Here is a 15102-nt window from a genome sequence, read left to right on the forward strand (position 1 = left end):
GTCAACATTTCTTGGTAAGTCGATATATTTAAAGAATCGCAGATATAAGTTTCCTTTACCAATGAATACACCTTAATTAAAGGAGTATTACTGTGCCTGAACAGAAACACTCTCCTCTTGTTCTGCAGGTTTAACGAGTGCATAACGTTCCCACGCTCTACTTTTCCAGCGGAAGAACATAATGATGGCACGTGTCCATTCATCGATAGCAATCGCTAGCCAAATACCAACGAGCCCCATATCTAAATGGAAGGCGAAAAAGTAACCGAGTGGCAAACTCATTAATACCATAGAGAATGCACCGATTAAAACAGGGTACTTTGCATCACCAGCTGCACGAAGTGAATTGATGATGACAATGTTCATTGTACGCCCTGTTTCTAGTAGGACACTTAGTAAAAGAACTGACGCACCTAATGTAATAATGTGCGGATTATCTGTAAATAGCCCCATTAATTGTGTGCGGAATGTAATAACGAGAGCGACCATACATAAAGTGACGCCAATAGCCCATTTCACACTTTTCCATACGCGTTCATACGCTTCATCTTTTTCGCCACCGCCAACGAGGCGTCCGATAATAATGGCTGTTCCCATACCGATCGCAATAGCAAATAAATAAGTGAACATAGAAATGTTCGTAGCGTATTGTCTAGCCGCTAATGATTCCGTTCCTAAGTATGTTGCATAGTATAAGAAGACAATTTGGCAAGCTTGATACATAACCTGCTCAAATGCAGATGGAATCCCGATCTTTAAAATTTTCCCGATGTATTCTTTAGATAAGGTGAAGTAATATTGTAATTTCACACGGTATTCCATAACGCGGTATAGTAACCAGAAGAAAACGATAAGTGCGATTAATCTGCTGACAGCAGAAGAAATGGCAGCCCCTTGTACACCGAGCTCTGGGAAACCAAATTTCCCAAAAATGAGTACGTAGTTTCCAGCGATATGAATAATATTCATTCCAAGTGAAATAAACATCGCTTGCTTTGTGAAGCCATGTACGCGGATAATTGCGGCTAATGAATTAATAATAGCTTGAAGGAAAATAGCGCCTCCGACGATGGATAAATAGCCTTGCGCATACATGAGTACATCGCCTTGTAAGTTCATTGCCATCATCATATGTTTTGAAAATAATAGAAAACCAGCGCTTATAATGAGTCCGACCACTAAATTTAATGTGACGGCTAAAGCTGATATTTTTGATGCTTCCATAAAACGTTTGGAACCGAGGTATTGAGATACGACGATAGCTGCGCCGTTCCCGATGACTTCAAGTACCAAAATAGCGATATGGAGGTATTGATTCGCTGCACCAACCCCGGATACAGCATCGTCTGATAATGCACTTAACATGAAAGTATCAGCGATCCCCATTAACATAAATAGAAAAACTTCTAGAAAAATAGGCCATGTTAATAAGAATAAACTTAATTTCTCTGTCGGCCCGTTTTTTGCTTGAATTGCTGTCATGTCCCGTCCCCTCTTTACCGATATCTATTTTTAGCAAAGTGTATCGTAACATACTTTCTTATCCTTTGCACTCATTTTAACCTACATATCTTTAATATGAAGGTAGCGCTATTTTATGATAAAAAGAGGGGGATAATTTAAAGTATTATAAGATATAAATTATATTTTTCTCTGATAATTTAGAAAAATATAAAAATAGTTATTTTTAACACTTAAGTAAGGAAAAACGGCAATATGAAACGTTTACAAAGGTTTATTTTTTAACAGAAAATTTTAATGAAATAGAAATATAAATATACAAAAAATATATTTGTGTGTATAATATGAATTATTAGAACATATATATATTTCTTTTTGTTTGAAAATGAAAGGGCTAACATTTTTTGTGGAGGGTGGAAGTATGAAAAAAAAGATGCCAGTTTTTGTAGTATCAACAGTAGCGATGAGCATGATGTTAGGGGCATGTAGCTACCAAAAAGATGAGCCGCAAGCGAACGCAAAAGGGGATAGCGGGAAAAGCGGTGCAAAGCAAGTTATTAACTTAATTGAAACACAAGAAATTCCAACGATGGATCCAGCGTTATCAGCTGATGCAGTTTCTTCAAGAGTAATGACTAATACGATGGAAGGCTTATACAGTTTAGGAAAAGATGATAAGCTAGTTCCTGGTGTAGCGAAGGAATTCCAAAAGTCAGAAGACGGTAAAAAATATACATTTAAATTACGTGAAGACGCAAAATGGTCAAATGGTGAACCTGTGACGGCGAAGGATTTCGTATACGCATGGCAAAGAGCGATTAACCCAGATACAGCTGCGAAATCAGCGTACATTATGTATGATATAAAAAATGCAGAGAAAATTAATAAAAAAGAGATGAGTCCAGATCAATTAGGCGTAAAAGCGATTGATGATCATACATTAGAAGTGGAATTAGACAATTCAATTCCATACCTTGTAGATTTAATGGTATATCCAATCTTCTATCCTGTGAATGAAAAGTTTGTGAAAGAGCAAGGTACGAAGTTTGGTTTGGAAGCGAATACAACACTTTATAACGGGCCATTTACATTAAGTGATTGGCAACATGAACGTAGCTTTAAAATGACAAAGAGCGCGTCATATTGGGACAATAAAGAAGTGAAGATTGAGGAAGTAAACTTTAATATTGTAAAAGATACGTCTACGCCAATTAATTTATATGAAACAAACGCAGTCGATCGAGCGACGTTATTAGCAGAGTTCATCGATAAATATAAAGGAAAACCAGATTTCCAAACAGTAGAAGATACATCTGTATTCTTCCTTCGTTTAAATCAAAAAGACCCAGCTTTAGCAAATAAAAATATTCGTAAAGCAATTTCACTTGCTTTTGAACGTAAGCCGTTCGTTGATACATTATTAAATAACGGTTCTAAGCCAGCAACAGGATTAATTCCTGATAACTTCATTAAAGGGCCAGATAAGAAAGACTTCCGTGCTGTAAATGGAGATATTGTAAAACCAAACGTGAAAGAAGCGAAGAAATATTGGGAAGCTGGTAAAAAAGAGCTTGGTAAAAATGAAATCGAATTAGAGTTATTAAATGAAGATGTTGAATTATCGAAGAAAACAGGTGAATATTTAAAAGGTGAATTAGAAAAGAATTTACCAGGTTTAACAGTGAAAATTAAACAACAACCATTTGCGCAAAAACTAAAACTAGAAGATGCGGGCGATTATGTGATGTCATTCTCTGGATGGAGTGCAGACTTCCCAGATCCAGTTACATACCTTGATATGTTCGTAACGGACGGATCACAAAATAAAATGAAATACTCTAATCCGAAATATGATGAAATTATCATGAAAGCGAAGAAAGATGGAAGTGATGTAAATGCTCGTTGGAAAAACTTACTGGAAGCAGAGAAAATGTTACTTGATGATGCTGCGATTGTTCCAGTATATCAACGTGGTAGAGCATACTTACAAAGAGAATCAATTAAAAATATGTACAACCATAAATATGGCGGCGATTTAAGCTTTAAATGGGCGTCAGTAGAGAAATAAGAAAAAAGCAGGTGATTACCTGCTTTTTTTAATACGTACGTTTCTTATAAATACCTTTCCCGCCAACTTGGTTCCAGCCGGATTGTACATCCAAACTTTTATTAACAAACTTCATCTTTTCTTTTCCGCCAAAGAGTTTTTCACCAATGCTATTTGTAATGACACCAATCAATGCTGTGATTCCGATGATGAGGGCAGCAACAGTGACAAAATCAATAAAAAAAGCAATCATTTGAAAATTCCCCCTTTGCCTGTCTGTCTGTATGTTTATTGTATGAGATAAAAGATAAAAAAGAAAGAAATGTCAGAAAAATAATTGATTTATTTTAGAAATCGTATAGACATGGATGAGGATGTTTGTTAAAATAAGAACAAGTGTTCCTTTTGATTCTCACTTGTATAGTCTTACATTTCTTAATTGATTTATCAAGAAAAGGTAAGAAAACGTTCTCTTTTTCATAGAGAAGATTATGGGGAAATAACTGTATATCACATGAAAAATCTATGACAAGCCAGTATTAAGATGGTTGAAGGTTATTGTTCAAGTACAGCTGAAGTTAGTGTAATTATGTTACATAGCAGTGGAATACACGGATGAGTTTTCTCAATTAGAAGGAAATTTACTGTATATTTCTTGCAAAATCTATTGTATAATGATTATAGAAGTTACTTATTAAAAGTAATTGTTGTTTGCTAAAAGTTGTTGCTTACATGAAATGCGATTTTTTGCACTTTGTTATAAGACAAGGTATCGTAAAAAATTGCTGAATTTAGAAATTTAAACTGTAATTAGTACAGAATTTGTACTCTTTAAGGAGAGTGAGCTTTGTATGGTAACATTATATAGTTCTCCAAGCTGTACGTCTTGTAGAAAGGCGAAATTATGGCTAGAGGAAAATCATATTCCTTATACAGAACGTAATATTTTCTCAGATCCATTAACGATTGAGGAAATTAAAGAGATTTTACGTATGACAGAAAGCGGAACGGATGAGATTATTTCTACTCGTTCAAAAGTTTTCCAAGAATTAAATGTAAATTTAGAGTCTTTACCACTTCAAGATTTATATAAGATGATTCGTGACTATCCAGGGATTTTACGTCGTCCAATTATGATTGACGAGAAACGCCTTCAAGTAGGTTACAATGAAGACGAAATTCGCCGTTTCTTACCACGTACAGTAAGAACGTTCCAATTACGTGAAGCACAGCGTCTTGTAAATTAATTATAATAATATGAAAACCTTCTACCTATTATATAGTAGAAGGTTTTTTTTAATGTTTCACGTTTCGTAATCGAACTTGTTGCACGATAATACCGATGCATAGAACAGTGAAAATGAATAAGAAAGGCATGCTTGTGGTGAAATTTGGATTATTATGAAAGAACGTTGCAAGCCTGTCTTCATGTGTAACCATTTTTCCTGCTGTATAGGCGAGAATCGCTGCTCCGCAATAAATGAGGAATGGAAAGCGTTCCATAAGTATTAAAATAAGTTTGCTACCCCAAATAATAATCGGGATAGAAATGAGTAAGCCGATTATTACGAGTAAAAATCTTCCGTGAGCTGCACCTGCAATGGCAATAACGTTGTCAAACCCCATAACGAGATCCGCGAATACAATTGTACGCACAGCTTGAAATAAAGTTGTTTTCCCCTGAATAGCAGAAAGATCGTTGCTATTATCAGTTAGTAAATTCACTGCAATTAATGTAAGTAAAACGCCCCCGATAAGTTGTAGAAATGGAATGTCGAGTAAATAGACAGCTAGTATAGTAAGGATAATTCTTAGTACGATTGCTAAAAGAGTACCAATCAAAATGGCTTTATTTCGTTTCGATTCAGGTAAATTTCGGCTAGCTAGTGCGATGACGATTGCGTTGTCACCACCTAATACAACATCGATACCGACAATCATTAGTACAGATGTTAAAAACTCTAAGTCCATTCGTCTGCCTCCATTTATGAAGTTTTAATAAGCGAACTGTATGTATGTGGTGAAGAGAGACTAAATAATCTTCTCTAATAAAAGTTTCACTTTATTACAGTGTACGGGGGAGGGTGGAAATGTATGTCCAAATTTTTCATAAGTGAGAAATCGCTATAATGATATATTTGTGTAGGTGGTCGAATGAAGATAGGCATATAACTATTTTTGTAAAATAAATCGATTTTATTTCCATTCTGGAGAATCTTATCATAAAATGAGAGTACAAGAATCTATTGATTTGTCATATGAGTGGGGAATCCCTTCATAACAATTCTAAGCAGGAAGGGAGAGTTGTATTTTGGATATTGAAAGAATTAATGACCATACGATGAAATTTTTTATTACGTACATTGATATAGAGGATAGAGGGTTTAATCGTGAAGAAATTTGGTATGACCGAGAACGAAGTGAAGAGCTCTTTTGGGAGATGATGGACGAAGCTCGTGATCATGATGATTTCTTTATTGATGGACCGTTATGGATTCAAGTGCAAGCAGTCGATAAAGGGATTGAAGTACTTGTAACGAAAGCAGAGCTTTCAAAGGATGGACAAAAGCTAGAACTACCAATAGGTGTAGATAAAATTATAGACATTCCTCTAGATGAAGGCATTGAATCATTATTCCAGCAAGAATTAGTGGAAGAGGTAGAAGAACAAGCAGGAACAAACTTTAACGAAGATGGTACGTTTGGCTTTTTAATTAAGTTTAATGATTTTGAAGATGTCATTTCATTAAGCCACCGTCTTATCTTTGAAGATATAAAAGATGAGCTGTATTCATTTGAGAACCGCTATTATGTATATGTGGAATTCGATGAAGTGCTACATGATGAAGAAGAAATTGATCGTATTTTAAGTATTGTTTTAGAATACGGAGAAGAATCAACTTTAACAATTCATCGTGTAAGTGAGTATGGGAAACAAATTGTGAAAGAGCGTGCGCTTGAAACAATTCGCAATAATTTTCCTGCTAAAACGTAGGCCGATTTCTGTAGTATGAAATCGGCTTTTTATATGAAGAATAGGAAAGCTTTCTTAGTAAGGAGGTAAGAGATGAAAAATACATTAAAGTTGATTTTCTTTGTTCTACTATTGTTCGCATTATTTGTTTCGTTACGTATGTTTATTGATGTAGCATTTTATTCGGATGTAATTGGGATAAAAGATGTTTCGATTTTAGGTATTATTAGTATTTTATTTACGGTGTCTGCATTTTTAATTGGCTGCGTTATTTTCTTAGAGAACCGTCATCCGTCTAAAACACTTACATGGCTCATTGTGTTAGGTATTTTTCCGGTATTTGGATTCTTCGCTTATTTATTATTTGGACAGAACTTTCGGAGGAAGAGAATGTTCCAAAAGAAGGCGTTGCTCGATGAACAAGCATTTTTACAATATAAGGGGCATGAAGATTACGAAGAACGGATTTTGCGCAATCATAAGCATCAAGAGCTGTTATTTCGTTTAGCGGACCGCTTAGGCGCTTTAAATATTTCATTTCAAACTGAAACGAGAACATTAACAAATGGAGATGAAACGTTTCAGGCCATTTTAGATGGATTAAAACGAGCGAAACACCACATTCATATGGAATATTACATTGTGCGTGATGATAAGCTTGGAACAGAAATTAAAGATATTTTAATACAGAAATCAAAAGAAGGTGTTGTCGTTCGTTTTTTATATGATGCGGTTGGAAGTTTTAGATTATCGAATTCATATATTGAAGAATTGAATGATGCAGGAGTAGAAATGATTCCGTTTTTCCCTGTGCGCTTTCCGATTTTAAACGATAAGATTAATTATCGAAACCACCGGAAAATCGTTATTATTGATGGAAACGAAGGGTTTGTCGGTGGATTAAATATTGGTGATGAATATTTAGGAAAGGATAAATATTTCGGTTTTTGGCGAGACACGCATTTATATTTGCGTGGTGAAGCTGTTCAAAGCTTGCAACTTATTTTCCTTCAAGATTGGTTTTATATGACTGGTGAGGCTGTGCTGGCCCCTGAATATTTACAAGCGAAAGCAGTTGAGGGTGATCATTGGGGAGGCGTACAGCTCGTTGCAGGTGGACCAGATAATAAATGGGAAACAATTAAACATTTATACTTTGCCATGATTGCTTCTGCGCGGAAATCCATTTGGATTGCGACGCCGTATTTCATTCCGGATGATGATATTTTATCCGCATTAAAGGTAGCGGCACTTGCTGGTATTGATGTCCGTTTGTTAATGCCAAGTAAGCCTGATAAGCGCACCGTCTTTTACGCATCGAGATCGTACTTCCCAGAGCTTTTAGATGCAGGGGTAAAGATATATGAATACGAAAAAGGTTTTCTCCATAGTAAAGTTGTCATTGTGGATTCTGATTTAGCTTCAATTGGGACTGCTAATATGGATATGAGAAGTTTTCATTTGAACTTTGAAGTAAATGCCTTTTTATATGATACAGACAGCATTCGAAAACTTGTTCAAGATTATAAAGAGGATATAGAAGAATCAAGTGAAATTCATGTCGATCGTTTTCATAAAAGGCGTCTTCATAGACGAATTGTTGAATCGACGTATCGATTATTATCACCTTTATTATAAAAAGAGATGTCCGAAATTGGGACATCTCTTTTTTAAAAGGAATTTGTAATAAATTGTAGAATATAAGGAGCTGAAAGGGTGTGATTCCGATGTTTATCGCCAAAAGAGAAAACGGAGAAAAAATTCATCTACTCTATCATCATGATGAAGAGCTTTTACATCGTATGCGTAAAATGGAAAGTTTCTTTTGCATAGCTTGCGGGAAGGAAGTGCAAATGAAATTAGGGAAACAAAAAAGTTGGCATTTTGCTCATAAGAAAATGGACGCGTGTCTTGCCTTTTATGAAGCAGAATCTATGTATCATATGCACGGTAAAGAATTGTTATATAGGTGGTTCAAACGTCAAAACTTTCCTGTGTATATAGAGCACTATCTTCCGGAAATTCAGCAACGACCAGATATTTTCATAGAGAGAGCAGGGAGAACAATTGCGATTGAATATCAATGCGCTAATCTCTCTATAGAGCAGCTGTACAAACGAACCTATTCGTATTGGCGAGCTGGTATACAGGTCATTTGGATCATTGGTGGAAATCAATTGAAAAGGCAATCAGCATATTGGATGAAATTCTCCTCACTTATGGCTTTCTCCTTACAATCTTATCCTCAGCCATTTCTTATTTTCTTCTGTTCGAAACAAAAATTATTTATGAAATGCGCGTTTCTCACTTCATTTTCTACAAGCGTCTCTTTCTCACATATTATCTACTTACCAACTGAAACGACTACTTTTGAAATGCTCTTTTCTCCCGTCTCTTTCCGAAAAAAAACATTAGGTGAGGAATGGAAAAAGCGAAAGAGCTATTTTCGGCAAAATGCGCTGCCGATTTGGAATTACAATCATAAGTCACTATTACGCCTCTTATATCAATGTAAATGTACCCCAGCAAATTTTCCTTCTGAAATCGGTGTGCCACTCCCGTCCTCATTTGCTTTTCAAACAAATCCATTTATATGGCAAGCTTTTCTATATATAAAGTGTATAGGTGAGCTTGCGGTAGGGGATTGTATTTCCCTTCAATATGTATGTAGTTATGTGAAAACGTATGTGAAAAGGCGCATGCTCCCGTACTTTTCACGGCATATATGGAAAGTAGCAGTTGCTGAATATATGACATTTTTATGTTATACAGGTGTATTGCAGAAAGTAGGGACTTATAAGTACCGGAAAAAAAGAGAGGTAGTTATGTTAAAAACAGAGGAGGAAGTTATGAAATATGATGAAATTTGCTTAGCGTATGCCTTATCTTTATTTGAGGCAAAGTACAACATGAGAGAAGGAAAAGGGGATATAATAAAGACTGATCGTGAAGGAATTACATAAGAAAAAATCGAATTGTATGTAAGTAGAGATATTTAAAGGAGGGCTTAAAGGATGTCTGAACAAAACACAGTAAAAACATTACCAGATCGCAAAGAAATTGAAGAATCAAGTACGTGGCGATTAGAAGATATTTTCCAAACAGATGCAGAATGGGAAAAAGAATTCCAAGCTATTAAAGAGCTATTACCGAAGTTAACTGAATTTAAAGGGAAACTTGGTGACTCTGCGAACAATTTACTTGAAGCATTGCAATATGAAGACGAAATTTCAATGCGATTAGGTAAGCTATATACATATGCACATATGCGTTACGATCAAGATACAACAAACTCTGTGTATCAAGCGTTAAATGACCGCGCAACAAATTTATATTCACAAGTATCTAGTAGCACAGCATATATTGTGCCTGAAATTTTATCGATTTCAGAAGATACACTGCAAACATTCTTGACAGAAAATAGAGACTTAAGTGTATATGAACATGCATTAGAAGAAATTACGCGTCAACGCCCGCACGTATTATCTGAAGCGGAAGAGGCTCTATTAGCAGAAGCATCTGAAGTAATGAGTGCGTCAAGTAATACATTTGGTATGTTGAATAATGCGGATTTGAAATTCCCATCTATTAAAGGTGAGGATGGAGAAGAAGTGGAAATTACACATGGTCGTTACATTCAGTTTTTAGAAAGTGATGATCGTCGTGTGCGCGAAGATGCATTCAAAGCTGTATATGAAACGTACGGAAAATATAAGAATACATTTGCAAGTACGTTAAGCGGAGCTGTGAAACGTAATAATTTCAATGCGCGTGTTCGTAAATACGATTCTGCACGTCAAGCGGCATTAAGTAATAATAATATTCCTGAAGCGGTATATGATCAACTTGTTGAATCTGTACATGATAATTTACACTTGCTACATCGTTACATTGATATTCGTAAGCGTGCACTAGGACTTGATGAGCTTCATATGTATGATTTATATACACCACTTGTACCAGAAGTGAAAATGAACGTGAAGTATGAAGAAGCACAAGACATGTTATTAAAGTCTTTAAATGTACTTGGTGATGAGTATGTTGACATTTTAAAAGAAGCATATGAAAATCGCTGGGTAGATGTGTATGAGAATAAAGGAAAGCGAAGCGGAGCATATTCATCTGGTGCATATGGAACAAATCCGTATATTTTAATGAACTGGCATGATAATGTAAATAATTTATATACACTTGCTCATGAGTTCGGTCATTCCGTGCATAGTTACTATACAAGAAAGACGCAGCCGCACGTATACGGTGATTATTCAATCTTCGTTGCGGAAGTAGCATCAACTTGTAATGAAGCACTTCTAAACGATTATTTATTAAAAACGACAGAAGATAAGAAAGAGCGTCTATACTTATTAAATCATTATTTAGAAGGATTCCGTGGTACTGTATTCCGTCAAACGATGTTCGCAGAGTTTGAGCATATTATTCATAAGAAAGTACAAGAAGGACATGCGGTTACGCCAGACATGTTAACGGAGATCTACTATGATTTAAATAAGAAATATTTCGGTGATGCTTTAGTAATCGATGAAGAAATTGGTTTAGAGTGGTCTCGTATTCCGCACTTCTACTACAACTATTACGTATACCAATACGCAACAGGATTTAGTGCAGCAACGGCTTTATCTAAACAAATTTTAGAAGAGGGGCAACCAGCAGTAGAACGTTACATTAATGAGTTCTTAAAAGCAGGAAGCTCAGATTATCCAATTGAAGTGCTGAAAAAAGCTGGAGTAGATATGGCATCTCCAGAACCGGTAAAAGAAGCGCTACAAGTATTTGAAGAGAAATTAAATGAATTAGAAGCATTATTATTTGAAGAGAAGTAATTGTAAAGACGAGGAATTTCCCTCGTCTTTTTTGTTTTAAATATTTTTGTCGATATTTGTCGAAAGAATAAGGTGAATTTCTTTCTTTTTTCTAAATTAGAAGGCAGTTTTACAGGTGATTTTTGTAGTTAAAACCCTTTAAATCGTTTTTTATGGTTGAAATAAGAGAGAGCGATGACAATGACTCCAAATAAAAGAGGGAAGGCAATAATTTTAGGAAAAGCTTGTAGTAGAGAGAGGATGTACAAGAAAAAAGAAACGATGACAGCTAGTAAGATAAGTAAAATATATGTTTTTTTCATACAGAACACCTCCAAAATAGCTTTTTTATAGCTTATTCAGAAATGAAAACGTTTAGAATGTGACAAAAGTGTGAAATTCGACAAAAAGGGTTGTCATCTGACGTCGAATCTTGTAATATAATAAGCGTGAACGAATTCACATACAAACATATACCCCTTTGTTTGAACGTGAAAATTTCTCCCATCCCCTTTAATATTTTTATAAGCCGTAAAGAAGAAGACCTGGTGTTTTACACCAGGTCTTCTTCTTTTGCTATCCATTTCCAATAACGCTCACATTTTACGTCAATCATTTGTACTTTTCGTTTCAGTTGTAATTTTTTCAGTTCACGCTCGATTTCTTGCTGCGAGCAGTCATATATAAATGCTACTTCTTTTGAAGATATAAATTGCGTTGCTTCTAGTAACACTTCTAAAGGTGGTAATGGTTCTGGCTCGATTTCACATTTTACAAGTTCTTTCAATAATTGTACGTATACGTCGTAGGAATATGTTCCAGCGATTTTAATACCTTCTTCATCTGAATTTGCATGAAAGAATACGAGAGAAGGTATTTCTGTAATATGCATCTCATTTGTAAATTTCAAGTCACATTGGAAAGCTTTTTTTGCGCTAGCGGAATGTAGGTCTTTTTTAAATTCTTCTACATCAATATCGCTATCTCTTGCACAGGCAAGTAATAATTCGCAGTCAGGGTTTGATACATTTTCAAGGAAAATGTATTCTTGGAGTTTTCGTAAAAACTTCGAACCTGCTTTTCGGCCCTGTAACTCCGCTGCCTTAATTGCCATCGAAACTAAATATGGTGTTGACGATGCTTCTTGCATATGTACCTTTCCATCACATGAAAAACCTTGTAAACTTGTTGTCTTTTCCCACACAAATCGAATATTAGCAGGTTTATTCCATTTGTGTGAGGAAGCGTTCGTTCCGTCCACTTTTCCTGTTACGATATGACGAATAGAGAAGTATTTCCCGTATTCAAGCCATAGTTTAATAATAAAGGGCTCAATTTCCCAGCAATCTTTACAAAGTGGATCAATAAATAAATATGCTTCTACAGACTTATGCTCACATGCGGAAGGAGATGGCATATTTATATGCTTTGCTTCCTGCTTATCCATTACACTTCACCTGTTTCGTTTGGAGTATTAACCATATGCTGAGCGGTTAACGCTAAACGTTCAAAAACGAACTCTCTTATATGACCGTGCACTCCTGTGTCATCCATTGCTTGCTCCATACATGATAGCCAAGCCTCTGCTCGTTTTGGAGTAATCTCAAACGGAAGATGGCGTGCTCTTAACATAGGATGACCATGTTCTTCAGTGTACAAATTAGGACCACCTAAATATTGCGTTAAAAATTGTTTCTGCTTCCTAGCGGTTTCTGTTAAATCATCCGGGAAGATGGGAGATAGGTCAGGGTGTTTACTGACATAGGAATAAAACGTGTCTACTAATATTGCAATGCATTGTTCACCGCCAATTGCTTCAAATGGTGTCATCGGTTGCTTGCTCATCCTTTATAAACTCCTTTTTCCATGAAATGTATATCTATTGTAGCAATGGAATGTTCTAGAGGGCAAATAAACAGCCTTCATAACGTTCTTTGCTTATTTTTCAAATGTAAAAGAATCTTTTCCTTTTAAAAAGTGAGATATATCCACTAGTAGAACGTATTCACTAGTGGAATTTTCACTTTAGCGTGCTTTGTTTTGTTTGGCAAGGAAAAAGCGTTTTACTTTATTATTTGTATGACGGATTGGTATGTCGTGCTGTTTTAATAAATGAATAAATGCAGCTTTTCCTGTTTCTTCATCTTGCACTTCAAATTCAATTTCATAATCATCGTGATTGTAATAGAAACTATGATCAAAGACAAGCGTTCCGCCTTCAAATAGTGTTTCGGCTCTTTCAGTTGTTAAACTACCCATATAAGTTAAAGTGGAAACAGGAATTTGTAATTTGTGTAGTTGATCCATTACAGTCCCTGGAATGATTACGTTTGTTTCCATCATCATTCTTGCTTCGTCTTCTGTTACGACTTGATGCGTTTCTAACAAGCCGACTTCTGCAGGTTGTTTCAATGTTAATGTATAAATTTCGCCTTTATGACGAATACGAAGTGCAGAGCCAGCTTCTTTTAATGAGAAGCCTGGTGTTTCAAAGTAATGATTCACCTGTTTCGTAAATACTTCAATAGAGAATGATTTACATAATGTATCGAATTCTTCTTCTGTCACAATATTTTTAAATTCAATTTCAATTTCTTGTGTCATTGTATGCGCGCTCCTTTTAAAAAATAATTCTTTACACATTATCGCTTTTTCATAAATTTGGTTCAATGTTTTATTTGTTTGCGTCCATGTTATGATACAATAATACTGTTAAGTAAGACAGGAAGTTGAGATGGAGGAGTTAGAGCATGCAAAATAAAATTCAAGTTAAGAGCGTAGAAAAGAGAGAGAATGCGCTTATTTTTTGTGCGGAAAATAATGAAATAGAGGTAAAGGAGTTAAGTGCGCGTAATCACGTACTTGTCGACTCAGACAATTTATCATTTTTATATATTTTAGAAAACGAATCATCTTTCATTTATGTAAGTATTCCGCACACATGCTGGGAAGCAATGCATGAAGCGATGAATAACGATATAGTAATGTTCGTTCGTGTGAATGACGTTGAAATGGAATTAGAAAATTTAAAAGAAGAAGTAGAATATTTAGTTGAAAATATTGAAGGTAATGCAAATTACGGAGAAGAACTAGTAACTGCTGTAGAAAAAGTATTTCTATAAGCAAATGGATTGATTTTGGTGGTGGTTGAAATGAAGCGAAATTGGGAAGAATTTTTAGCACCTTACCATCAAGCGGTGGCAGAGCTGAAAGTGAAACTAAAAGGAATGCGTACTCAATTTGCAATGTTAACAGAGCATTCTCCAATTGAGTTTGTAACAGGAAGGGTAAAGTCGGTTGCTAGTATTATTGATAAAGCGGAGAAAAGAAATGTACCGCTGGATCGGCTCAGAGAAGATATGCAAGACATCGCGGGCCTTCGAATGATGTGTCAATTTGTTGATGAGATTAAGCCTGTTGTAGAATATCTTCGAAAACGAAATGACTTTGAAATCGTGGAAGAACGTGATTATGTCACGCAAAAGAAAGATAGCGGCTATCGCTCTTATCACGTTGTCATTAGTTACCCCGTTCAAACGATTCAGGGAGAAAAAAAAGTATTGGTAGAAATCCAAATACGCACGTTAGCAATGAATTTTTGGGCAACAATTGAGCATTCTTTAAATTATAAATATAGTGGACGTTTTCCTGAAGATATTAAAATACGCTTGCAACGCGCAGCGGAAGCGGCGTTTTTATTAGATGAAGAAATGTCTTCTATTCGTCTTGAGATTCAAGAAGCGCAGAAAGCTTTTTCAAGAAAACAAGAAACGAAGGATTCCGAATCATAAACTAAAGGG

At 35.5% G+C, this 15102-nt stretch carries 15 protein-coding genes; 8 read left to right on the top strand and 7 right to left on the bottom strand.

All coding sequences use genetic code 11. From position 1 onward, the window contains the following. Nucleotides 1-87: 87 nt before the first annotated feature. Nucleotides 88-1482 carry an MATE family efflux transporter gene (locus NHG49_RS06135; protein WP_098103598.1) on the bottom strand — a complete coding sequence of 465 codons (1395 nt, stop codon included), beginning with the start codon at nucleotides 1480-1482 and terminating at the stop codon, nucleotides 88-90. 400 nt (nucleotides 1483-1882) lie between these two features. Between NHG49_RS06135 and NHG49_RS06140 the strand changes: the two genes are divergently transcribed. Beyond that, nucleotides 1883-3529, top strand: coding sequence for a peptide ABC transporter substrate-binding protein (locus NHG49_RS06140; protein ID WP_088048326.1), 1647 nt, complete (start codon nucleotides 1883-1885; stop codon nucleotides 3527-3529). A 28-nt stretch (nucleotides 3530-3557) separates the two neighbouring features. Here the strand turns inward: NHG49_RS06140 and NHG49_RS06145 are convergent, their stop codons facing one another. Beyond that, nucleotides 3558-3761 (bottom strand): hypothetical protein, encoded by a 204-nt coding sequence (locus tag NHG49_RS06145; RefSeq protein ID WP_000559978.1) that lies wholly within the window; start codon nucleotides 3759-3761, stop codon nucleotides 3558-3560. Between the two features lie 598 nt (nucleotides 3762-4359). Between NHG49_RS06145 and spx the strand changes: the two genes are divergently transcribed. Continuing rightward, nucleotides 4360-4755, top strand: coding sequence for a transcriptional regulator Spx (gene spx / locus NHG49_RS06150; RefSeq protein ID WP_000258267.1), 396 nt, complete (start codon nucleotides 4360-4362; stop codon nucleotides 4753-4755). 49 nt (nucleotides 4756-4804) lie between these two features. On the opposite strand, the gene NHG49_RS06155 is transcribed toward spx, so the two are convergent. After that, a complete protein-coding gene (locus NHG49_RS06155; RefSeq protein WP_000362605.1) occupies nucleotides 4805-5479 on the bottom strand; it encodes a TerC family protein in 675 nt (224 codons plus the stop codon). Between the two features lie 340 nt (nucleotides 5480-5819). Here NHG49_RS06155 and mecA point away from each other — a divergent pair, with 340 nt between their 5' ends. From mecA to pepF, 4 genes are all read left to right on the top strand, one after another. Beyond that, on the top strand, nucleotides 5820-6503 hold the full coding sequence (mecA, locus tag NHG49_RS06160; RefSeq protein WP_000350712.1) for an adaptor protein MecA: 684 nt from the start codon (nucleotides 5820-5822) through the stop codon (nucleotides 6501-6503). Between the two features lie 72 nt (nucleotides 6504-6575). Then, complete coding sequence (locus tag NHG49_RS06165; protein WP_000799207.1) at nucleotides 6576-8120, top strand: cardiolipin synthase; 1545 nt, start codon at nucleotides 6576-6578, stop codon at nucleotides 8118-8120. 80 nt (nucleotides 8121-8200) lie between these two features. Further along, the gene (locus NHG49_RS06170; protein ID WP_064476812.1) at nucleotides 8201-9445 is read left to right on the top strand and encodes a competence protein CoiA; all 1245 of its coding nucleotides are present in this window, start codon (nucleotides 8201-8203) and stop codon (nucleotides 9443-9445) included. 51 nt (nucleotides 9446-9496) lie between these two features. Next, the gene (pepF, locus tag NHG49_RS06175; protein ID WP_258125616.1) at nucleotides 9497-11323 is read left to right on the top strand and encodes an oligoendopeptidase F; all 1827 of its coding nucleotides are present in this window, start codon (nucleotides 9497-9499) and stop codon (nucleotides 11321-11323) included. A 128-nt stretch (nucleotides 11324-11451) separates the two neighbouring features. Here the strand turns inward: pepF and NHG49_RS06180 are convergent, their stop codons facing one another. The 4 genes from NHG49_RS06180 to NHG49_RS06195 form a co-directional block, all read right to left on the bottom strand. Continuing rightward, nucleotides 11452-11625 (bottom strand): hypothetical protein, encoded by a 174-nt coding sequence (locus NHG49_RS06180; RefSeq protein WP_046957017.1) that lies wholly within the window; start codon nucleotides 11623-11625, stop codon nucleotides 11452-11454. A gap of 230 nt (nucleotides 11626-11855) precedes the next feature. Further along, complete coding sequence (locus NHG49_RS06185; RefSeq protein ID WP_064476810.1) at nucleotides 11856-12749, bottom strand: ClpXP adapter SpxH family protein; 894 nt, start codon at nucleotides 12747-12749, stop codon at nucleotides 11856-11858. Next, a complete protein-coding gene (locus tag NHG49_RS06190; protein WP_000043382.1) occupies nucleotides 12749-13147 on the bottom strand; it encodes a globin domain-containing protein in 399 nt (132 codons plus the stop codon). Before NHG49_RS06190 ends, NHG49_RS06185 begins: the two co-directional genes overlap by 1 nt. Before the next feature lie 180 nt (nucleotides 13148-13327). Then, nucleotides 13328-13906: a CYTH domain-containing protein gene (locus NHG49_RS06195; RefSeq protein WP_064476809.1), complete on the bottom strand. Its 579-nt coding sequence runs from the start codon at nucleotides 13904-13906 to the stop codon at nucleotides 13328-13330. A gap of 146 nt (nucleotides 13907-14052) precedes the next feature. Between NHG49_RS06195 and NHG49_RS06200 the strand changes: the two genes are divergently transcribed. Further along, nucleotides 14053-14424 (top strand): UPF0738 family protein, encoded by a 372-nt coding sequence (locus NHG49_RS06200; protein ID WP_001179996.1) that lies wholly within the window; start codon nucleotides 14053-14055, stop codon nucleotides 14422-14424. Between the two features lie 30 nt (nucleotides 14425-14454). Next, complete coding sequence (gene yjbM / locus NHG49_RS06205) at nucleotides 14455-15093, top strand: GTP diphosphokinase (protein WP_064476808.1); 639 nt, start codon at nucleotides 14455-14457, stop codon at nucleotides 15091-15093. The last annotated feature ends 9 nt before the right edge of the window (nucleotides 15094-15102 follow it).

The organism is Bacillus sp. IBL03825, from assembly GCF_024712505.1.
GTDB lineage: Bacteria > Bacillota > Bacilli > Bacillales > Bacillaceae_G > Bacillus_A > Bacillus_A wiedmannii.